The following is a 20,465-nucleotide window of genomic DNA, read 5'->3' as shown; positions in this document are numbered from 1 at the left end:
TTAGTTCAATAAGCTGGAAAGTTAACAATAGGCGGTGAAATAATGAAAAGAAGATTACTATATTGTGTTTGTATTATTTTCTTGGGTGCTTGTAACCATTACAGTGAACCCTTAATAGAGGGGAAAATGGTTAAACTCACAATTGAATGTATGAATGGTATGACGATTGAGGTTGAGGAACAAAAAACCATCAATAAAGTACTTAAGGAAATCAACCAATCAAGAAGAGAAGGCACACAAGAGATGGAGTTCTCAATTGAACATCGAGGTACACTGGAAAACAGTGATGGAGAGACAGAATCTTTCCATTTTTTTAGCGGTGGGACAGCCTTAGTGTCTGGATATTATGTTCACTCAAATATTGATGATTTTTGCGGGTAATAGTTTTGCACAGTTAGAAATTGGTTTTTTAAATACCTTTTCTTGTTCAACTAAGGGGAGCTTAAATAAAAAGGAAATCAAATTTAAATGAGCCTGGAAGAAAAATCCTAGCTCATTTTTTGTGTCTTAAAACAACCTTGAGCTTTAAACATAGCTAATGTTAAAAAACAAGAAAGAGTTCTTTTGTAAATTCTTTCTTCTATAAAAAATTCGAAAAATTTAATTTAAGCGATTGTAATTTTCTGACGGAAATCGTATATTTAGTGTAACGAAGTAAATGGAAGAGGTTGTATATGATTCCTTGGTTTGTAGAGTGGAAAAAGAAAGTAGTTTCCTTTAATCGTAATATTCGTATGTTTATGCTGGCCAATGTTCTTATTCAAATAGGCATGGGTGTTTTTTCTGTAATGTACAATTTATACATTAAGGAGCTTGGATTTCCGGAAACGTTAAACGGTAAAATAATCGCGATGACCTCCCTGGCTTCTGCAATCATGTTAGTGCCTGCCGGGTTTCTTAGTGACCGTTTTGGAAGAAAGAAAATTATTATGATAGGGGCAGTTGTCGCAGCAGGTACATTATTTTATAGAAGTTTGATGGTTAGCGAGCAGTCTTTAGTGTATGCTGCTTTTTTTACGGGCCTCTTTATGGCGCTTGTTCAAGTATCAGGGATACCTTTTTTAGCTGAGAATTCAACCGCCAGTGAACGGATGCATCTATTTAGTATTCATTTTTCACTTATGACTCTAGCCGGGGTAGTAGGGAGCCTAGGGGGTGGGGTCTTAGCTGATTTACTGCATGCATTAGGTGGTCTATCTGTAGAGGATGCCATCAAATATGTGTTAATAATTGGAGCTACGATATTTACTCTAGGTCTCCTGCCGCTTACTAAGTTAAATCCGGTAGGGACTAGAGCTACATCAAAGGATAATCAAGATGACCAAAGAACACCTGAGCCAAGCAGCTTCAGAAAAAATGTGAAGATTATCATTTTATTTGGCTTTGCAAATTTATTAATAGGTACTGGCTCTGGGCTAGTAATTCCTTATTTGAACTTATATTTTTCTAATAGATTTGATGCTTCAAATTCATATGTAGGACTTATTTTATCACTTGGATCGGCTATGACAGCGGTGGCGATGTTATTAGGGCCTGCTTTAGTTAAGCGAGTAGGAAAGGTGAGGGCGCTCGTTATTTTTCAGCTGTTATCTATCCCGTTCCTTTTTATAACTGGCTATACGAACTCTCTTGTAATTGCATCCGTTGCCTTCCTAATGCGCCAGGCGCTGATGAATGCGGGTAATCCAATTCAAAGTGCCATAGCTATGGAATTAGTTCAGGATAAATATAAAGGGCTTGCGAATTCGGTCAATCAGATGGTATTCAATGTTGGATGGGCAAGTACCGGAACTATATCTACAGGTCTTGTGATGACCTTTGGATTCTATTGGGGCTATGCGTATACATTTACGATTACGGGAGTATTGTACTTGATTGCCTCTACGTATTTCTTTTTGGTCTTTGGTAGGAAAAAGCTAGACAGTGTGTAGCATAAAAGCAACCTTTGTGATTAAACAAAGGTTGCTTTAAATATCATTTCTTTTTTACTTTTATTCGATAAGATAAGCAGTTTTCTAAGCTAGCAACCTGCTGATAGGTCCATGTATCGTAGTCCATTGCCCCTCCAGGAAAGTAGTCTACTACTTGTAAGCCTGCTTGATGACACAACTCATCTATTTGTGCGGGTGCATAACATGCTAGTATTTGTGTGAACTTTTCTTCTGCGTCCTCTACACTCCACCATGTGTCAGTCATAGATGGAGTCTCCTTGATATACCCGTATTGCCGTCGAACTGTTGGATCACTTGTGGGCTGGATTTCTATTCCATTTACATTCTTCCAATATAAAGGCTGATAAATATCTATTAAAGCAATTCCATCGATATTCAACCAGTCATATATACGTTTGAGTATGTGGACTTGGTCTTGATCAGATCCAACACCAAAGCCATCTATATAGAGCACAATATCAAATTTCTTTTTCAACCTTACAGTATAAAAATCAGCACAGATTGCTTCTACGCTAGGGTGTGCGTTTTGAAGCGCATACTTGACTATTTTGTCAGCTAACTCAATCGTAGTAACATTTTTGCCTAACGCTGCAATTGCATTTGCTAATTTCCCATAGCCTGCTCCTAATTCTAAAACTGCTTTAAACGGTTTCCCAGCTTGTTCCTGAATAGCTTCTGCTTCCTGTTGATAAAATAAAGAATCATTGTAGTTATTATCATATATAAAATCAAATTGTTTTTCATAAAATTTCTTATGCCAATTGGATTGCATCTTTTCCTCCTGTAATTTTATTTTTACAGGTTGTACTTAAAATTTCGAATACCCATGAAGAAGAGCACCTCCTACTAATCTCAATTTTATCATAATTAGAATATTCGAAAAACAATTTTATGAAATTGTTTTGCTAAAAGATATATAAATATAATATTTTTTCAATTCTGTATTGAATGTTAATTTTGTTTGTAGTAAAGTTTGTTAAAAGTATTAGACTATATATTCTCAATTGTCTATAACTTTAATGGTGATTAATAGAGAAGGGGGTGAAAAGGGGAAACTACGTAGGGGAATAAATGAAGGAACTCAATTTTATAATAGCAAAGGAGAAAGCTAGAATGACAACAGCCTTGAAAGAAGTATCCACAAAAAAGAAAAAGATTAGAGAAGCGCCACATCCATTCGTTATTTTATTTACCGTTGTTATAATCATGGCTGTATTAACTTATATTATTCCAGCTGGACAATATGATCGTATAGAGAATGCAGATGGTCGTACAATCGTAGTAGACGGCTCCTATCAAACTATCGATTCTAGTCCTGCGGGTTTCTTAGATATATTTAATGCTATACATAAAGGAATGGTCGAAGCTGCTCCAATTATTTTCTTTATTTTTATGGTAGCCGGTTCATTCAATCTATTTAGAGAGTCAAAGGCGATAGAAGGTGCATTTGGTTCCTTATCCACTAAGATGAAAGGAAAAGAAATGCTCATTATTCCAGTAGTAATGATGTTTTTTGGAGTGGCTGGAGCAGCAGTAGGAATGTTTGAAGAAGCACTACCTTTCATCATGATTTTAGTGCCGATTGCCATAGTTATGGGATTTGATTCAATCGTAGGGGCCGCCATGGTTATTGTTGGGGTTTCAGCTGGATTTACAGCAGCCTTTATGAATCCATTTACCATTGGAGTCGCCCAAGGAATCGCGGAGGTTCCGATTTTTTCAGGCATGGGTCCACGCATCGGCTTTTGGATTGCTTTCATGGCAATATCTATTGCATATGTAATGATTTATGCCAATAAAATAAGGAAAGACCCAACCAAAAGTATTATGTATGAGGAAGATAAAAATAGAAATATTGATATCGAAGCGATGAAACAGGACACTATCACAAAAACTCAAGGAGTTATTATTGCAATTCTAGTAGTCACAATGGTTGGAATGGCATTTGGGGTATTGAAATTTGGATGGTTTATCACGGAGATATCTGCCTTGTTTTTAATCATGGCAATCGTTATTGGGTTGGTTAATCGACTGAAATTTAATGAGATTACAAAATCCTTTGTTCGAGGCTGTGAAGAAATAGTTGTAGGGGCATTAGTAGTTGGCTTTGCCTATGGGGCATTAGTTATTTTAAACGATAGTAATACAATCGACACCATACTGTATGGAATCACTAATTTAGTTGAGAAGTTTCCTTCTAGCTTAACGGCAATCGGTATGTATGTTATGCAAACATTGCTTAATCTTATTGTTACATCAGGCAGTGGTCAGGCAGCTTTAACTATGCCTATTATGGCTCCTTTATCTGATTTGTTAGGAGTAAGCAGACAAACGGCAGTATTGGCTTATCAAATGGGAGACGGAATCACCAATATTATCGCACCAACAAGTGGGCTAATATTAGCAGCTCTTGCTATGGCTAAAATCTCTTATGGAAAATGGGTTCGTTGGTTGTGGCCATTAATTTTGATACAATTTATAATGGGAGCAGTTTTTGTGACGATTGCTCATCTATTCTTTTGGCCAGCATGATACAGTTGTGTTATTTAGGAGGATTACAATGGAAAAGTTATTTAATAGATTAGAAGAGATTTACCCCGAGTTAGTCGATTTCCGAAGAGATTTGCATATGTATCCCGAGCTTTCTCATCACGAGGTGGAGACGCCTAAAAAAATTGCTGCTTACTTAAGGAACTTAGGATTAGAGGTTCGAACGGAAGTTGGAGGGAGAGGTGTTTTAGGTTACCTAAAGGGTGGGAAACCAGGGAAAACCATCGCACTTCGAGCAGACTTTGATGCACTTCCTATTCAGGATGAGAAGGAAGTAGCATACAAATCAAAAGTTCCAGGAGTTATGCATGCATGTGGGCACGATTTACATACGTCTGCACTTTTAGGGGTGGCAAAGGTATTAAGTGAGCACAAGGACGAGGTACCAGGAACTGTAGTGTTCATCCATCAATTCGCCGAGGAGACCACTCCAGGTGGTGCCGAATATATGATTAAGGACGGTTGCTTAGATGGTGTGGACGTTATCTATGGTTCACATGTGATGTCTCTTCAGCCCTATGGGACATTTAGTGTGATAGAAGGCTATGCTTCCTCTGCACAGGATGATTTTTATATAACAATCCATGGTAAAGGGGGTCACGGGGCATCTCCTCATGAAACGATTGATGCTTTAGTGACGGGAAGTCAGGTTGTATTAAACTTACAGCAAATTGTTAGCAGAAGAGTAGATCCACTAAAGGCTGCAGTAATTACGGTTGGTTCTTTTCAAAGCGGAAGCACTACTAATGTGATACCTGACACTGCCTATATTAAAGGGACAGTCAGAACCTATGACGAGGACGTGCGCACACTAATCGAGCAGAAGCTAGAACAAGTAGTTAAAAGCACTTGCGAAGCTGCTGACGCTACGTTCGAGTTAAAATATGTGAAGGACTGTCCATCTATCTTTAACGACCCTATTGAAACAAAGCGTGTAGAGAAGGTGGCTAGTCAAGTTCTAGGGGCTGATAACATTATCCCAGGGAAACCGATGAACGGAAGCGAGGACTATGCGTATTATCAACGCGAGATTCCGGGAGCTTATTTTATCATTGGTGGAGGGAACGAGGAACTAAAAGCTACCTACCCACATCATCATCCTAAATTCGACATCGACGAACGAGCAATAAAGGATATTGGTAAAATGTTTATTGGGACTGTTTTTGAACAGCTAGAAAATTGATGGCAAGGCATAGGGAAAAGAGCTTGGAGTAACATTTCAAGCTCTTTTTCTATTTATACTAAACATTAATCTGTGTCAGTGATATTCCCACCCACATTGAGTTATACTTAACAGTTTCTCATAAACAATAATCTTAATTTATTTCATATAACTATCAACTAACTCATAGCATCTTTTCTCAGTAAGATTAGCTAGAACAGCTACATATTCTAAATGTTCCTGCGTACCACCTTTGAACTTTAGAGAAGCTTCTAATGCTTGTTCATCTCTATCTTTTAACCATTGTCGTTGATTTTCTCTTAATTGGTCCATTTCTTCTGGAGACAGTTGCTCCTTCAAAGCGCCATATATTTCATTCAACAACTCATCCCACAATACCCATCTATCATCTTCCACTTTTTTTAACGCATAAGTCGAAGAATCAGTTGCCTTCAAATTTTCTGCCTCTAATTTAGTGTTGTTTAATTTTATCAAGTACTCTTCTTTTAAGGTAGAATCTTTAGGCACTGGATTTTCTTGAGTGTCATTTGATGTACTTTTGTTTTCATCCAAGACTGATTTTTTGTCTTGAGATACTTCACTATTTTGGGACTGGTTGTCCAGCTCAGTACTAGTTTCTGGTGATTCTTCACAAGCAGCTAATAAAGCTGCTAGCACTAATGTGACTATTGGTATTATATATTTTTTATTCATAAACTAAGCGTTCACCTTTCTTGTTTAGTCGTATACATGGAAGAGCATAAGCTCATGAATCATTTTTTTGACTGTTTCTTCGTCTGGAGGAGTCTCCCCGATCCACTTAATCGTCCCATCAGGCTCGTATTCTGCTGCGTATCTTTTTTGTTTATAAAAGAAAGAAACTGACCAGCCAGGTAGCTGTTTGTTGTCATAGAGTGACTTGAAGCTGAAATGTTGTAGCATATAATCATACCTTTCATGTGAGTGAATTTGCTCGCATATACTAGTATAAATGACTAGCGAAGGAGCATCTAATTGTTTATTGAAAAGCTGGAACAAGCAATTAAAAATGAGTACGCCGATTACCATCATTATATGGATATGTATAAGCTGACGGACGACCCATACTGGCAAGAATTCATCGAGCACGTGTACGAGGATGAAAAAAGCCATTATGAAATGTTTCAACAACTCTATTATATGCTTACAGGAAGTTTTGTTCAAAACTTACAAAAAGTTCCCCCGTGTGAAGATTTAAAATCCTGTGTCAAGCAGTCAGTCAAGGATGAATTGGAAACTGCAGAAGTATATAAGGAAATGCTGCTCCAAATACCGATTCAACAAGCATATGCACCTCTTTTTTGTGCGATGCATGATGAAACCGAGCATGCCATTCGATTTTCGATGATGTACAATGCACTCTAATTGTTTTTGTGTTTCTCTCTCCTCTGCTATAATAATCTAGAAGCTAGAGGAAAAAGGTGAGAACGATGGGTTTTTTATGGACAATCATATTCATGGCAGTCGTCGGAGCAGCAATTGGAGCGGTTACAAATCACCTCGCCATTAAAATGCTATTTAGACCTCATGAAGCAAAGTATATAGGGTCATGGAGAGTGCCGTTTACTCCAGGTTTAATACCTAAGCGTCGGGATGAGCTTGCCAAACAATTAGGAATAACTGTTATCAAGCATTTATTGACCCCGGATATTTTTAAAAAGAAGTACTTTAATGATGCGATGAAGAGTAAGGCTAATGACTTTGTGGTAAAGCAGCTAAATAAAAATATATTACAATCAGATAAAACAGTACATGATTGGTTGAAGCTTGCAGGAATAGAATCTGTGCCATCTCTTGTGAATGCAAAAATAGATGAACAGGTTGATATACAGTTTAATCGTATATTAACAAAGTTAGAGAATGAAACAATTCGTCAAATTGCTCCACTAGATTGGCAAGAAAAGGCCAATAGCAAGGTTGGGGATATTGTTTCTTATATTCTTCAAAAGGGTGAGGAATTTTTCCAATCAGAAGAAGGTAAAAGCACAGTTAAGAAGCTGATTGATGATTTCCTTTCTACTAAAGGAACACTTGGTAATATGATTCAAATGTTTATGGGAGATTCCAACTCACTTGTGGGCAAGGTACAGCCTGAAATTTTAAAGTTTCTACGGGCACCTGGAACAAGAGTGATGCTCGAAAACATTGTCCAAAACGAGTGGGAAAAGCTTAAGGATCGACCATTGGCTGAGATGATGGAGGGCTTTGATTTTGATCCACTAGTAGTCAATGTGAAGGCATATTTAAGAGAGCAGCTTGCAATTGAAGATAGATTAAATTATAGTTTAAACCATTACTTCCCTGGTGCCTCTGAATGGGTCGAGACCCAAATGGTACCGAAAATAACTAATTTTGCTTTTGTTGAGGCAGAGTCTAAATTAGAGGAAGTATTGCGTAAAATGAAGCTAGAGGAAATGGTGAAAGAGCAGGTTGACTCATTCCCAGTAGCACGATTAGAGGATATCGTACTTGGAATCTCTAAAAGAGAATTCAAAATGATTACTGTTCTCGGTGGTGTATTAGGGGGACTTATAGGAATTATACAAGGTCTAATCGTATTCCTAACTAGCTAAAAAAGGCATGTTCGATGCCTAAAAAAAGGAGCATACAAAACATGATTAACATTTATGACGATATTAACAAACTAGAGGCGTCACTACGCCAAACAGATGAATTCGCAAACGTGAAAGCAGCAGTAGAATCAGTAAAATCAGATCAAGAGGCGCTTGCATTATTCCAAAGCTTCCGCAAAATTCAGCTTACCTTACAAGAAAAGCAAATGAAGGGCGAGGAAATCTCTGGGGAAGAGATTGAATACGCACAAAAAACGGCACAACTTGCACAAACAAACGAGAAAATCTTTCACATGCTACAATCTGAAATGGCACTTAGCCAAATGATTGAAGAGATCAATCGTGTGTTGCTAAAACCAGTTCAAGAATTGTATGAAGGAATTTAAGATGTATTTAAAGCTCTAGGCTTCTTGCTTAGAGCTTTTTTTATTGGCTAAAAAGAAGGATTAAAGTAATTAATGACGAATTATAAAAATGAATGACTATTCACAAAGGGGATTTTATTATGTACAAAACTTTACTATTTGAACAAGAGGGTCGTATCGCCACACTAACTTTAAACAGACCAAATTCAATGAACGCTATGGATGAAACGATGATGGAGGAATTAGCAGATATTCTTGATGAGCTAAGAGAAAATAAATCTGTCCAGGTTTTAATCATTAAAGGAGAAGGCCGTGCATTTTCAGCTGGCGGAGATATTAAAGCAATGCTTAGCGATGAAAAGCCACTCGATATAGAAGCTGCCATGGACTATTTAACTCGTATCGCAACAAACTTGTATACATTGCCTCAAATTACGATTGCCTCCGTACATGGAGCGGCAGCTGGCCTTGGCTTTAGCATGGTATTAGGCTGTGATATTATTATCGCTGAAGAAAATAGTAAGCTAGCCATGAACTTCATCGGAATTGGCTTGATACCTGATGGAGGGGGTCACTTCTTCTTAAAAGAAAGAGTCGGGATCCCTAAGGCAAAGCAGCTGATGTGGAGTGGACAACTGTTTAACGGCAAGGAAGCGCAAAAATTAGGACTAGTAGACGAGGTAGCACCAGACGGAGCAGGTCATGCAACAGCTGCAGCATATGCTCAAAAGCTAATCGAATCACCAGTCGCAGCCATGATCACCTCTAAGGAAATTCTACATTTATCTAAGATTAATGAACTTCAAGCCATTTTAAGAGGCGAAGCAAAAGGTCAAACAGCAATGCGTAAAACAGCGGATCATAAAGAAGGTATTCAAGCGTTCGTAGAAAAGCGAAAGCCTGCATTTAAAGGGGAGTAATTATAGTGGGAAGAGCCGAGGCAGTGTATGTGTCGGCTCTTTTTTTGTGGTTAAATAAAGATTTGTGGAGTGTAAAAGTAGGGTGTAAAACGGAATCTGCACGTAAAGGTGGGGAAAGTGTCACATAAGGAGAGGGGAAGTGCACGTAAAAAGGTAGTTTAGTGAACGTAAAAGGGAAATCCGCACCTAAATCGTGGTAGGGCTCACGTAAAGGGAGTAAAAGTGTCACATAAAGAGAGGAAAAGTGCACGTAAATGGGTGTGAAGTGCACGTAAAGAGGAATTTCGCACCTAAAACGTGATAAGGCGCACGTAAAGGGACTAGAAATGTAACATAAAGAGAGGAAAAGTGCACCTAAATGGGTGTGAAGTGCACGTATAGTGAACCCCCCTTCAAGAGATTGACAAAGACCCATATATCCCGAAAAAGCCCATAACTTCATCTAAAGTGTCCCATAAAGGGAAGGAGAGTGTCCCATAAGCACCAAAAAATAGCCCATAAATTAATCAAAAGCGCCCGTAAACTTGGCTTGCGACCATAAATCCTGAAAAAGCGCCCATAACATCATGCAAAGTGTCCCATACCCCACACGGAAGCGCCTGTAAATCAATAGAACGCGCCCATAAACCTCGAAAAAGCCCATAACTTCATCTAAAGTGTCCCATAAAGGGAAGGAGAGTGTCCCATAAGCACCAGAAAATAGCCCATAAATTAATCAAAAGCGCCCGTAAACTTGGCTTGCGCCCATAAAACCTGAAAAAGCGCCCATAACATCATGCAAAGTGTCCCATAACCCACAGGGAAGTGCCCGTAAATCAATAGAACCCGCCCATAAACCCCGCAAGCGCCCATAACATCATGCAAAGTGTCCCATAACCAACAAGAAAAACGCCCATAAACCAACAGACACCACCACAAAGGTGGCTCCCCCTATTACTCCTCCTATATATTTTCCCAAAAATTTAATTTAGACTGTAACAATATAGAGATCCAAACGTTTTAGGTTAGAAGGGAGGCAGGGTAGTGAAGAAGCAAAGGCAAGATGATTTAGAAACAGTCTATTTGGCATATGCTAAGCCTCTCTACTTTTATTTACTTAAACTAACCGGGTCAGATACTATTGCAGAAGAACTTGTACAGGAGACCTTTTATAGAGCAACACTCTCCCTTGATTTATATGAGGGGGGACAGGTGAAAAGCTGGCTATATAAGGTAGCTAGAAATACATATATGGATGAATGGCGAAAGCGAAAGAGGTGGAGGTGGGTTCCCCTCTATGACTATCTCTCCAATTCTGAGGAATATGTAAGCCCTTATGGGTTACCGGAGGAAGATTTATTAAATCAGGAAAGTTCCCATGAGATCAAGGATGTATCCCTGCTGCTCCCAGAAAATTACCGAACCATTTTGTATTTAAGAGAATTTGAGGAATTTTCCTATGAGGAGATTGCAGATACGCTAGAGATTACGTTAGACCAAGTTAAAGTAACGATACATAGGGCACGACAACGATTTAAACAATTGGCAGAGCGACTTGGTAAAGATTTTGATAGGAGTGGAAAAGATGGAATGGAATGATGATAAAGCAAAAGCAATTGTTCAAAAACATAAAAAACGTTTTTCCTGGAAGTTATCTTTTAATGTTATTCGTGTACTTTTAGGAATTGTTCTTGTATATGCCGTTTATATGATAAGCGTTTCAATTATTTATGATGCTACCAATGTAGGTAAGCGTAATGAATTTTATCAGAAGCTAGCTGTTGATTGGACCTATCCAGGTTATACCTCCAGTATTTCAGTCGGTAGCACGAATGAAATTAACCCATTTTTAACCCAAAAGATTGAATTTCCTTTAATAAAAATAATAGGTAAAGAGGAATTTGCTATTACAAAGATTAGCTTAAAAAAACCTCTTATAGAAGCTTATAGCACCACTACTGTTAATGAGTATTTTCCCTATAGTAGTCAAGAGGGATTTACTTTTTCTTTACCCTATAATCCTGTAACGAATGTAAAACTAGACGAAACGGAGACGCCGGATGTTTGGAACCAATTAGAGCACGTCCATGAAGGAAATGTTGCGCAACTAGCCTTTTCCATTAACGATTACTCATCACCAGAAGAACTATTAGATTTAGTTTCTTCATATCAAGTAGATGTTCTTTGGATGCCGGTTTATATGGGGGAGTTAAAGAACTTCACTGAAGGTGGCTGGAGTGGCAGTGAAAACGATATAACATTAGCAAAACCTTGGGGGTTAGCTGGATTTAAAGAAGTAGATGCCGATTTTAACATCACATATTCGACCACTAATTTAAACACCGAAACAGTCAAAGAAAGCCAAGAAATCATGCTTAAAAATATGGAAAGAATGCTCAAAGAAGATAAAAATCTAGCCGAAACATTACTAGGAACAGCTTACCTTCAAGAGAGATATGACTATCTACAAAAACAAGGATTTCAAGTATATGGAGCAGTTGTAACTGGGCCAGTGAAGGAACTACTGAAACTGAAGGAAATAGAAGGAATCCATAACGCAAAACTTGGAGAGATCAAACCATGGAATTGGATTGAACAATAAAAAAGGGACTTAGCCCGTTAATTATAGCGGTGCTAAGTCCCTTTTTCATTTACACATGAAACAATATAAGCTTGCCTGAGCTATTTACAAGGCGATGTGTTTTATTGCCATAGCCCTTTTCGTTAATTGCTTCTTCACCTTGTTTTTTTGCTTCTTCGTCGTTTTCGTAATTCCATGTTTCCTCAATGATCAGTTCCCCTGTTGGTTCAAATGCTGTGAATTTATAGGCTTTCATCTATCATACACCCCTTATGTATTCTTAAAATTCATTATACAACAAAAATTAAAAAATAAAAGTAAAGCCAGCTTGACATTACTTTTGGAGGTAAAGTATACTTTACGTAAAGTTAGCTTTACAAAAGGGAGGGTACCGGTGAAAAATTATGTTCGGGATAAGCGAATGGAACTAGGATTGACGCAGGATGAATTATCAGAAAAGCTGGAGGTGTCTCGGCAGACTATCATTTCTTTAGAAAAAGGAAAGTATAATCCATCTATTCAATTGGCTTTTAAGCTTTCCAGGTTATTCAAATGTTATATAGAGGACATTTTCATTTACGAAGGGGACGATTAAATGAATGCAGAATTTGATTGGTTCACGTTTTTAATTGGGTTACCAACGGCGATAGCAATTATGGGGATTACTTTTTTTGTTTTTCGTAGAATCGGAAAGAAAAAAAGACTGTTTGATGAAAGGTACAATCAAGTACATTCAACAGCAAGATCTTATTCCTGGAAAGTCACAACTGCTGCAATATTAGTAGCATGGATGATTATTATCATTGTGGAGGGACCAGGACTTGCATTCTTCATAATGACCGGTCTTTGGGTTATACACATAGTCTCTTATGGGGTAGGGGCTGCAGTAGCAGATAAAAATAACTAAAAGGAGGAATAAATCATGACCAAGGCTAAATGGGCACTAGTTGCATCCCTATTTGCTTTAATAGGAATGCCATTAATTTTCTTAGGACTCTCTCTATATACAGGACAGTGGTATTACTTCCTCTTTAGTCTACCAGCGGGGTTGACAGCAGGGATAACTGGTTTAGTGGCATCTCTTGTACAAATACAATTGGAAAAGCAATAAAAGTAGGGCTATCACACATTTATTTGTGTATAGCCTTTTCTATATGATAAAATAAGAACAAATATTCTATTTTTAGTGAGGTGTAGTAGGATGGCAGCTATTCGTTTTTTACATGTGGCAGATTTACATTTGGACAGTCCCTTTAAAGGTCTTTCATCTATCCCTAAAAATAGGTGGCAGGAAATCAGAGAAAGCACGTTCCATGCCTTTGAAAATATTATTCAGTATGCAGTTACGGCTAAGCCAGACTTTGTCCTAATAGCAGGAGATATATACGATGGTGAAAATCGGAGCTTGAGAGCCCAGCATTTATTTCAAAGGGGAATGGAAGCTCTTCGAGAAGTCGGGATACCGGTTTTTATTTGCCATGGGAATCATGATCATTTAAGTGGGAGCTGGGTGCGTTTCCAGTTACCTGAAAATGTACAGGTGTTTGGCCAAGACGTAGAGACTAAAACAATTGCTGTCCAAGGAAATCAAGTCCATATTTCTGGCTTTAGCTATAAGGAACGCCATATTCGAGAGGCGATGCATTCCTATTATCCGAATGCGAGTGGTCAAGACTACCATATCGGAATGCTACATGGAAGCGTAGAGGGAGACAAAGAGCATGATGTGTATGCTCCGTTTCGTCAAAGTGATTTAATCGGTAAGGGGTATGATTACTGGGCGCTTGGACATATTCACAAGCGACAGGTGTTACATATGGACCCTGCTATTGTTTATCCAGGTAATATTCAAAGCCGCCATCGCAATGAAAGAGGTAAGAAAGGGTTTTATGAGGTAACTCTCTCCAAAGATAAAACGGACCTACAATTTGTTCCATGTAGTATGTTTATATACGATCAGTTAGAGGTTTCTTGTAAGAATATTATCCATGCCAATGAATTGATAACCCTTGTGGAGCAGGGGCTAAAGGATTATGTGGAACAAAACGGAAACGCTATAGTAGAGCTTACGCTTTCCGATATCTCAGAAGAGACTTTTGAAATGCTGGATGCCTCATCGAGGGAGGAGTGGCTTGCTATTTTTCAGGAATCTCTAGACAAGCATAATCCATTTATTCTCCTTAAGGATTTAACTATTAACCTACCAGCTAGTCAGTTAAACGAAGCACTTATACTTTCGGAAATATGGGAAGGGTGGGATTCCGCCGAATGGAAGCTTGCCGTAAAAGAATTATATCAGCATCCAAAAGGTAGTCGATATCTACCAAGCATTGACGAGCATTTCATTGAAGAGGTCAAAGAAGAATCAAAACAATTGCTGAACAAGGCTGTATCGAGGGGAGTGTAGAGGGTATGAAAATAGAAAAGCTCCACATATATGGCTTTGGAAAACATGAAAATCTAGAAGTTAATGTACATGGTGGGATTAACGTATTCTATGGAGAAAATGAAGCAGGGAAGTCCACGATTCAACAATTTATACTTCACATCCTTTTTGGCTTCCCACAACGAAATTCACAGCTGTTAAGATATGAGCCTAGAAGTAATGCCACCTATGGAGGTAAAATACAAATTCTAACGGACGATGGCAGTAGAGTTTTCATCGAGAGAGTAAAAGGGAAGGCAAGTGGAGATGTTACCTTATATTTTGAGGATGGGACTCGTGGAGGAGAAAAGGAGCTTGGGACAATATTGAATGCTTATAGTCGAGCTGACTATGAGGCAATCTTTTCATTTTCTTTACTTCAGCTACAAGGATTTGAAAAAATGACGGAGGAAGAGCTGACACGTACTTTACTTTCTTCTGGGACTACAGGAATGGACACGTTATCTAGTGTTGAAATGCAGTTTGCAAAAGAAATGGGAGAGCTATATAAGCCTACTGGACGAAAGCCCTTCATCAATCAAAAAATGGAGGAGATACGACAGCTTGAGACCGCTTGGAAGGCACAAATGGACCAAGTGGAAAAGTACGAACCCTCCATCAAGCGTTTAAATGAGATTGAAAGTATCTTAAAAGAATCGGTAGAACGTGAGAAAGAGCTAGCGGACCAACTTCAGAGTTATTCCCATTGGAAGCAATTAAAACCGTTAAAAATAGCGGAAAATGAGCTTTTAGAGAAATTGGATAAGCTACCAAGTCATTCATTTCCTCCGGAAGGTCTTCGACGATATGAGGCTGTTAAGGACAAGCAGACCAATACTCAAATAGCGGTAGAACAATTTAAGCATGAGCTGCAGTCAATTGTTCATAGTAGTGAAGCAATAACTCCAGAAAATCTAGAGGAAATCCAAGGTTTTTTAAGCCAGGAATCCCAATGGCATCAATTACGTGCAAAACGAGTCCAGTTAGAAGAGGAGCATAGTAAAATTCTCCAGCAGCAAATGCAAGAGCTTAGCCTAGTTGGAATTGATTGGGAAAGTAGCTTAAATGATATAGTGACAGCTGATGTATCAATCCAGCAGGAGGACCGGCTGGTGACGATGCTTAACCAACAAGAGCAGCTTAATCAGCAATTTCAACAAGAAGAACGTTTGCTAAACCTGAAAATGCAGGATGTCGAGCAGCTAGAAAAACGGCTACGTGAATCTAAACGTTCACGTAATTCATCTAAGGGTCAGAGTAACACAAAAGGTATTATATTTTCATTAGTAGGATTTGTACTGATGGTTGGGTTAATCTTTAGTGTTCTTGCATCCAATTGGCTAATTGCGCTCCTTACAGTAATTATAAGTGCTGGGATATATAGCGGGTTTACCTTGCTCATCAAAGGTCTTCAAAAAGATAATGAGGCTCATCAATATACAGACCTATTAGAGGACGAATTAAGAAGTCTTAAGGATCAAATTATGCGTCTAGAGGGTGTTGTCTTAGAAATTGAACACCAAAAGAAGGAATGTAAGCATAAAATTTATGACTTTTTAAGAACTTATCATATTGATGAGGAATTATCCCCAAGCTTACTGCCTGAGTTATTTACCCGGTTAAGGCTTATTCAAAATCAACAAATCCAACTTGACCAGATGGAAGGTAAGCTCGAGGAAGTCAGTAAAAATTTAAGGGACTTGGAACGCAGAGCACAGTCCTTAGTGAAATCCCAGTTAGTAAATGATATTTTATTTCATCAGCTCAGAGAAATTTATTTGAAAGAAAAGAAAAGGCTTGAAGAAGAGCAGAGTACTCTTAGTAAAATAACAAAGCTACAAGAAAAGTTAAATGAACTAGAATTGTTATTAAACGCTCAGGAACAGCAGATTACTATGCTGTTTAAGGAAGCGGGAGTTTCAACAGAAAGTGATTTTTACCAAGCACATGTAGTTTCTCAAGCTAGAGCGGCACTAGAAAAAGAATTAGAGCACGTGAGAATGCAATTAGGCGATCGGCAAGTAAACATAAATGATTTTGAAGAAGGCTTTGAAAGAACAGTAAGAGAAACTCTAGAGGCGATGAAAGAAAAAAGTCATATTCTTTTAGAAGAAAAAGCAACCTTACTTTATGAAACGAGTCGCTTACTCGAGAATGAGGAACAAAGTCAAAAATTACAGCAATTAGAAGAGAAAAAATCAGAGCTGTATGAGTTAGTAAAAAAATGGGCTGCTTATAAAACGGTAACAGAAGCAATCAAGCAGACAGTGTTGCAGTTAAAAGAGGAACGACTGCCAGACGTACTTGATAAAGCCAAAAGCTATTTTAGGATCTTAACGAACAAATCCTACGAGCTGTTAGAGTTTACACCCGAGGGCTTATTCGAAGCGGTTAAACCTAGTGGAGAACGATTTCGAATAGCAGAGCTAAGTCAGGCTACGAAGGAGCAAGCGTATATTGCATTAAGAATAGCTTTAGCGGTTTCTTTAAAGAATCGGTTATCCTTTCCTATTATTCTAGATGATCCATTTGTACATTTCGATCGAAACCGGTTAACACAAGTGGTACAATTAATGGAAGAGCTACAAAATGAACATCAATTACTATATTTTACGTGTCATGAGCATATGCGTCTTAGTTTGAATGAGGCTCATATAATAGACGTAGCTACAATACAAGTTGGAAGTGGAGGGGTTTTGAGATGAAGGGAATTACACAGCTACGAGTAGGAGATCCTGTCGATCATTTCTTACTGATAAAACAATCAACTAAAGGTATCACTACAGTTGGAAAACCATTCATGTCTCTTATATTGCAAGATAAAAGTGGAGATATCGAGGCAAAGCTTTGGGATACAAACGAGGAACATGAAAAACAGTATGCTGCTAGTCAAATAGTGCGTGTCGGAGGAGAAATACAAGACTATCGTGGCAAATTTCAGCTACGCGTAAAAAGTATCCGACCTGTGAAAGCAGACGAGACGATAAGTATCAATGATTTAGTCCCATCAGCAGAAAAGCCTAAAGAAGAATTGATGGAGGAATTACTGCAATTTTTCTTCGAGATGAAAAACCCAGTGATACAACGAGTAACACGTCATTTAATGAAAAAGCATCAAACCGCATTTATGACATATCCAGCTGCTACTAAAAATCATCATGACTATGCTTCTGGTTTAATAGATCATGTTGTTTCCATGCTGAAGCTAGGGAAATCCATTAGTGAGCTTTATCCGACTATCAATAAAGATCTTCTATATGCCGGAATTATCTTACATGATATTGGTAAAGTAGTAGAACTTTCAGGTCCTGTTGCTACAACGTATACAATTGAAGGTAACCTTTTAGGACATATCACCATCATGGTGAATGAGATATCTAAAGCAGCAGAAGAGCTTCAAATTGAAGGAGAGGAAATAATGCTTCTTCAACATATGGTGCTTTCTCATCATGGAAAAGAGGAATGGGGTAGTCCTAAGCGACCGATGTTAAAAGAAGCTGAAATCCTTCATTATATCGATAATATTGATGCGAAGATGAATATGCTTAATCGAGCATTAGCTAAAACTAACCCGGGTGAGTTTACTGAGCGTCTTTTCGCTTTAGAAAATCGTTCCTTCTATAAACCTACTTTTGAATAGCTAGAAAAAACGTAAAGGTCAAATAGACCTTTACGTTTTTTTATATGGCCAGCTAAAAGATAAAAAGAGACCGCAATATAGTTACGGTCTCTTTAGTCAAAACGATATCTAATTATTTTTCAGTTTCTTCAGTCGTTGCATCTTCTTCAGTTACTGGTTGCTCTGTAGAACCTGCAGCGTCTCCTGCAGCTAAAAATTCATCAAGTGCTTTTTCTAAATCTTTATCTTTGATGTCAACTTTTGCATCTTTCAACAATTTAGAAATTTTAGGTAGTAATGCAGCTTGATCTGCTTTTTCAAGTTTTAAGTTTTTCTCTAACTCTGCTTTTTTGTCATCATACGACTCTTTAACTTCACGCTTGTCCGTAACTTCGATAACGTGGAATCCAAAGCTAGATTGAACTGGCTCACTGATTACGTTAGGCTCTAAGGCGAATGCCGCTTCTTCAAATTCTGCAGCCATTGCACCTTTACCAAACCAACCTAATTCTCCACCACTTTGTTGTGCAGCTGGTTCTGTGGAATAAGCTTTTGCCACTTCTGCAAAATCTTTTCCGGATTCTAATTCAGCTTTAACTTTCTTAGCCGTTTCTTCATCCTCTACAAGCACGTGGCGTGCATTAATTTCATTTTTCGTATTTTCATATTCAGCCTTAATTTCATCTTCTGAAACTTCTACATCTTCAATAAGAGCAGCTTCTTGTAGAAGGTTAAGACGTAAATACTTTTTGTAGGATTCTTCTGTGTATCCTTGTTGTGCAAGCAATGTTTCAAAGTTTTCCCCAAGTTGTTCTTTATCTGCTTTTAGCTGAGCATCTACTTGTTTGTCGGTAACATCGTACTTAGAGTCTAATACTTTTTCAATCATAAGAAGTTGAAAAGCTTGATCTCCAATAGAAGCCTTCATTTCTTCATATAAATCATTTTGTGTGATGTCGCCTACTTTAGAGGATGCAATTACTTTACTGCTATCTGCAGATTCGTTGTCATTACAAGCCCCTAATGCAAGAACAGATGCTGCTAACGTTAATGATAAAACTGTTTTTTTCATAAAAATCTCTCCTAACTTCATCTTGCTGCAACTGTAACTATACCATAAACGAAATAAAAACAAAAATGGTTCCCGTTCATTTGCCCACCATATTTGGAAACCACCGCATAAGATAAATTAGAAAGAGGAGGTGTTCTAAATGGGTGGACAATATAACTACGGCGGAGGCACTGGAGCTGGTTCTGGCTTCGCTTTATTGGTAGTTCTGTTTATTCTTTTGATTATCGTTGGCGCTGCTTTCATCTACTAACGTGATCAACGACTAAGATCACTCAGGTGCTCTTAGTCACTCTAAGTCTAAAAAAGAAATGACCCAATCATTTAAATGATTTGGGTCTATTTTTTCTATTAAACTGCGTAAACTAACTCAACATAGAAAGATACAAGAAGAATCGTAATTAATATATTAATGGTTCTAAAAATCTTAGGATGTTTTTCTTCTGGGATTTCTTTTGACATTACAAGTGCATATGTCATTCGATTAATTTGTAGCAAGTAAAATGCTGAGAATAGAACTAAAGTAAATATGATCATGTCTAAACTCCCTTCATGTACACTAAGCATAACAAAATTCGGGTAGGAGTTACAAGTGTTACATATTACTAATGATTGGAAGCGACGATTAGAATTTGATAACCAGCGTCTGTTTCTTCCACGAAAGCACTTCTAGGTGATTTACTTAAATTCTTTACATAAATTAAATCAATCAAGCACATTCCGCAATGATAGGCTAATAGCATAATAAAATAATGGGCAAAATGTGGCGCAGTAAGAGCTCCTATTAAAATAGCAGCATTAATGAAAATAAAAGGTGAAAGCAACGAAAATATAAACTGATATTTATTTATTGGTTCACAGACTTTTATGGAAACTATCGGAAGAAAACCATAACGTCTGTTGAGAGTTACTTTTATATGTTTACGAATCGTAAATAACGGAAGAAAATGAAACAACTTGTGAAGTGGATATACCATTATCATACCAATCGCAAATAGCCAAAAGAAGTCATCAGATTTATGTGAGTCATTAATAGTTCCTTGTAAAGCATAGACAATTGAAAAAACGGACATAACTAGTATGGAAGATAGGAAAAATAGCCGTTCCATACCATATTGTTTTTTGACATTAATAGTTTTCCAACAATGCAAGATTGATGCATCTCCTATATAGTAAAATATATTTCAGATACATACAATACGATGTTTCTATATAAAATACAAGCTTATTA

General features: G+C 37.8%; 24 protein-coding genes. 17 read left to right on the top strand and 7 right to left on the bottom strand.

What is annotated here, in order from left to right; translation table 11 throughout:
- Positions 1-42 precede the first annotated feature (42 nt).
- Both NSQ95_RS14915 and NSQ95_RS14910 read left to right on the top strand, forming a co-directional pair.
- Positions 43-381 carry a hypothetical protein gene (locus NSQ95_RS14915; RefSeq protein WP_340882426.1) on the top strand — a complete coding sequence of 113 codons (339 nt, stop codon included), beginning with the start codon at positions 43-45 and terminating at the stop codon, positions 379-381.
- Between the two features lie 293 nt (positions 382-674).
- Entirely contained in the window at positions 675-1,931 is a 1,257-nt protein-coding gene (locus NSQ95_RS14910; protein ID WP_340882427.1) for an MFS transporter, read from the top strand.
- Positions 1,932-1,974: 43 nt separating this feature from the next.
- Here the strand turns inward: NSQ95_RS14910 and NSQ95_RS14905 are convergent, their stop codons facing one another.
- The gene (locus NSQ95_RS14905) at positions 1,975-2,724 is read right to left on the bottom strand and encodes a class I SAM-dependent methyltransferase (protein WP_342559880.1); all 750 of its coding nucleotides are present in this window, start codon (positions 2,722-2,724) and stop codon (positions 1,975-1,977) included.
- Between the two features lie 341 nt (positions 2,725-3,065).
- Between NSQ95_RS14905 and NSQ95_RS14900 the strand changes: the two genes are divergently transcribed.
- Together NSQ95_RS14900 and NSQ95_RS14895 are read left to right on the top strand one after the other, a co-directional pair.
- Positions 3,066-4,484 (top strand): AbgT family transporter, encoded by a 1,419-nt coding sequence (locus tag NSQ95_RS14900; protein ID WP_340882430.1) that lies wholly within the window; start codon positions 3,066-3,068, stop codon positions 4,482-4,484.
- A gap of 28 nt (positions 4,485-4,512) precedes the next feature.
- Positions 4,513-5,685, top strand: coding sequence for a M20 family metallopeptidase (locus NSQ95_RS14895; RefSeq protein ID WP_298473885.1), 1,173 nt, complete (start codon positions 4,513-4,515; stop codon positions 5,683-5,685).
- Positions 5,686-5,823: 138 nt separating this feature from the next.
- Here the strand turns inward: NSQ95_RS14895 and NSQ95_RS14890 are convergent, their stop codons facing one another.
- Both NSQ95_RS14890 and NSQ95_RS14885 read right to left on the bottom strand, forming a co-directional pair.
- Positions 5,824-6,378 (bottom strand): lysozyme inhibitor LprI family protein, encoded by a 555-nt coding sequence (locus NSQ95_RS14890; RefSeq protein WP_340882433.1) that lies wholly within the window; start codon positions 6,376-6,378, stop codon positions 5,824-5,826.
- 24 nt (positions 6,379-6,402) lie between these two features.
- Positions 6,403-6,606 (bottom strand): YheE family protein, encoded by a 204-nt coding sequence (locus tag NSQ95_RS14885; RefSeq protein WP_340882435.1) that lies wholly within the window; start codon positions 6,604-6,606, stop codon positions 6,403-6,405.
- 72 nt (positions 6,607-6,678) lie between these two features.
- On the opposite strand from NSQ95_RS14885, the gene NSQ95_RS14880 reads away from it, so the two are divergent.
- The 6 genes from NSQ95_RS14880 to NSQ95_RS14855 all read left to right on the top strand — a co-directional run bounded on the left by NSQ95_RS14880 (position 6,679) and on the right by NSQ95_RS14855 (position 12,142).
- On the top strand, positions 6,679-7,068 hold the full coding sequence (locus tag NSQ95_RS14880; RefSeq protein ID WP_169360625.1) for a ferritin-like domain-containing protein: 390 nt from the start codon (positions 6,679-6,681) through the stop codon (positions 7,066-7,068).
- Between the two features lie 65 nt (positions 7,069-7,133).
- On the top strand, positions 7,134-8,276 hold the full coding sequence (locus tag NSQ95_RS14875) for a DUF445 family protein (RefSeq protein WP_340882436.1): 1,143 nt from the start codon (positions 7,134-7,136) through the stop codon (positions 8,274-8,276).
- Between the two features lie 41 nt (positions 8,277-8,317).
- Complete coding sequence (locus NSQ95_RS14870; protein WP_340882438.1) at positions 8,318-8,662, top strand: YlbF family regulator; 345 nt, start codon at positions 8,318-8,320, stop codon at positions 8,660-8,662.
- Positions 8,663-8,781: 119 nt separating this feature from the next.
- On the top strand, positions 8,782-9,561 hold the full coding sequence (locus tag NSQ95_RS14865) for an enoyl-CoA hydratase (RefSeq protein ID WP_342559879.1): 780 nt from the start codon (positions 8,782-8,784) through the stop codon (positions 9,559-9,561).
- Positions 9,562-10,584: 1,023 nt separating this feature from the next.
- Positions 10,585-11,139 (top strand): sigma-70 family RNA polymerase sigma factor, encoded by a 555-nt coding sequence (locus tag NSQ95_RS14860; protein ID WP_342559878.1) that lies wholly within the window; start codon positions 10,585-10,587, stop codon positions 11,137-11,139.
- Positions 11,126-12,142, top strand: coding sequence for an anti sigma factor C-terminal domain-containing protein (locus NSQ95_RS14855; protein WP_342559877.1), 1,017 nt, complete (start codon positions 11,126-11,128; stop codon positions 12,140-12,142). The genes NSQ95_RS14860 and NSQ95_RS14855 overlap by 14 nt, the downstream gene beginning before the upstream one ends.
- 49 nt (positions 12,143-12,191) lie before the next feature.
- Here the strand turns inward: NSQ95_RS14855 and NSQ95_RS14850 are convergent, their stop codons facing one another.
- The gene (locus NSQ95_RS14850) at positions 12,192-12,377 is read right to left on the bottom strand and encodes a YhzD family protein (RefSeq protein ID WP_342559876.1); all 186 of its coding nucleotides are present in this window, start codon (positions 12,375-12,377) and stop codon (positions 12,192-12,194) included.
- Positions 12,378-12,515: 138 nt separating this feature from the next.
- On the opposite strand from NSQ95_RS14850, the gene NSQ95_RS14845 reads away from it, so the two are divergent.
- The 6 genes from NSQ95_RS14845 (at position 12,516) to yhaM (ending at position 18,186) form a co-directional block, all read left to right on the top strand.
- On the top strand, positions 12,516-12,716 hold the full coding sequence (locus tag NSQ95_RS14845; RefSeq protein WP_169361391.1) for a helix-turn-helix transcriptional regulator: 201 nt from the start codon (positions 12,516-12,518) through the stop codon (positions 12,714-12,716).
- On the top strand, positions 12,717-13,028 hold the full coding sequence (locus tag NSQ95_RS14840) for a DUF3796 domain-containing protein (protein WP_342559875.1): 312 nt from the start codon (positions 12,717-12,719) through the stop codon (positions 13,026-13,028). It begins immediately after the preceding gene.
- Between the two features lie 15 nt (positions 13,029-13,043).
- The gene (locus tag NSQ95_RS14835) at positions 13,044-13,232 is read left to right on the top strand and encodes a hypothetical protein (RefSeq protein WP_342559874.1); all 189 of its coding nucleotides are present in this window, start codon (positions 13,044-13,046) and stop codon (positions 13,230-13,232) included.
- A 90-nt stretch (positions 13,233-13,322) separates the two neighbouring features.
- Entirely contained in the window at positions 13,323-14,528 is a 1,206-nt protein-coding gene (locus NSQ95_RS14830) for a DNA repair exonuclease (RefSeq protein ID WP_340882451.1), read from the top strand.
- A 5-nt stretch (positions 14,529-14,533) separates the two neighbouring features.
- Complete coding sequence (locus NSQ95_RS14825) at positions 14,534-17,251, top strand: AAA family ATPase (RefSeq protein ID WP_340882453.1); 2,718 nt, start codon at positions 14,534-14,536, stop codon at positions 17,249-17,251.
- Entirely contained in the window at positions 17,248-18,186 is a 939-nt protein-coding gene (yhaM, locus tag NSQ95_RS14820) for a 3'-5' exoribonuclease YhaM (RefSeq protein WP_340882455.1), read from the top strand. The genes NSQ95_RS14825 and yhaM overlap by 4 nt, the downstream gene beginning before the upstream one ends.
- Positions 18,187-18,298: 112 nt before the next feature.
- On the opposite strand, the gene NSQ95_RS14815 is transcribed toward yhaM, so the two are convergent.
- The gene (locus tag NSQ95_RS14815; RefSeq protein WP_298473842.1) at positions 18,299-19,237 is read right to left on the bottom strand and encodes a peptidylprolyl isomerase; all 939 of its coding nucleotides are present in this window, start codon (positions 19,235-19,237) and stop codon (positions 18,299-18,301) included.
- A 139-nt stretch (positions 19,238-19,376) separates the two neighbouring features.
- On the opposite strand from NSQ95_RS14815, the gene NSQ95_RS14810 reads away from it, so the two are divergent.
- A complete protein-coding gene (locus tag NSQ95_RS14810) occupies positions 19,377-19,487 on the top strand; it encodes a YjcZ family sporulation protein (protein WP_340882460.1) in 111 nt (36 codons plus the stop codon).
- 98 nt (positions 19,488-19,585) lie between these two features.
- Here NSQ95_RS14810 and NSQ95_RS14805 read toward each other — a convergent pair whose 3' ends face one another.
- A complete protein-coding gene (locus tag NSQ95_RS14805; protein WP_090570160.1) occupies positions 19,586-19,771 on the bottom strand; it encodes a hypothetical protein in 186 nt (61 codons plus the stop codon).
- A gap of 68 nt (positions 19,772-19,839) precedes the next feature.
- Positions 19,840-20,385: a DUF3267 domain-containing protein gene (locus tag NSQ95_RS14800; RefSeq protein WP_342559873.1), complete on the bottom strand. Its 546-nt coding sequence runs from the start codon at positions 20,383-20,385 to the stop codon at positions 19,840-19,842.
- Positions 20,386-20,465 lie beyond the last annotated feature (80 nt).

Source organism: Psychrobacillus sp. FSL W7-1457 (genome assembly GCF_038593405.1).
Lineage (GTDB): Bacteria > Bacillota > Bacilli > Bacillales_A > Planococcaceae > Psychrobacillus.
The sequence above is the reverse complement of the archived record's forward strand: the minus strand, read 5'-3'. Positions and strand labels throughout refer to the sequence as shown.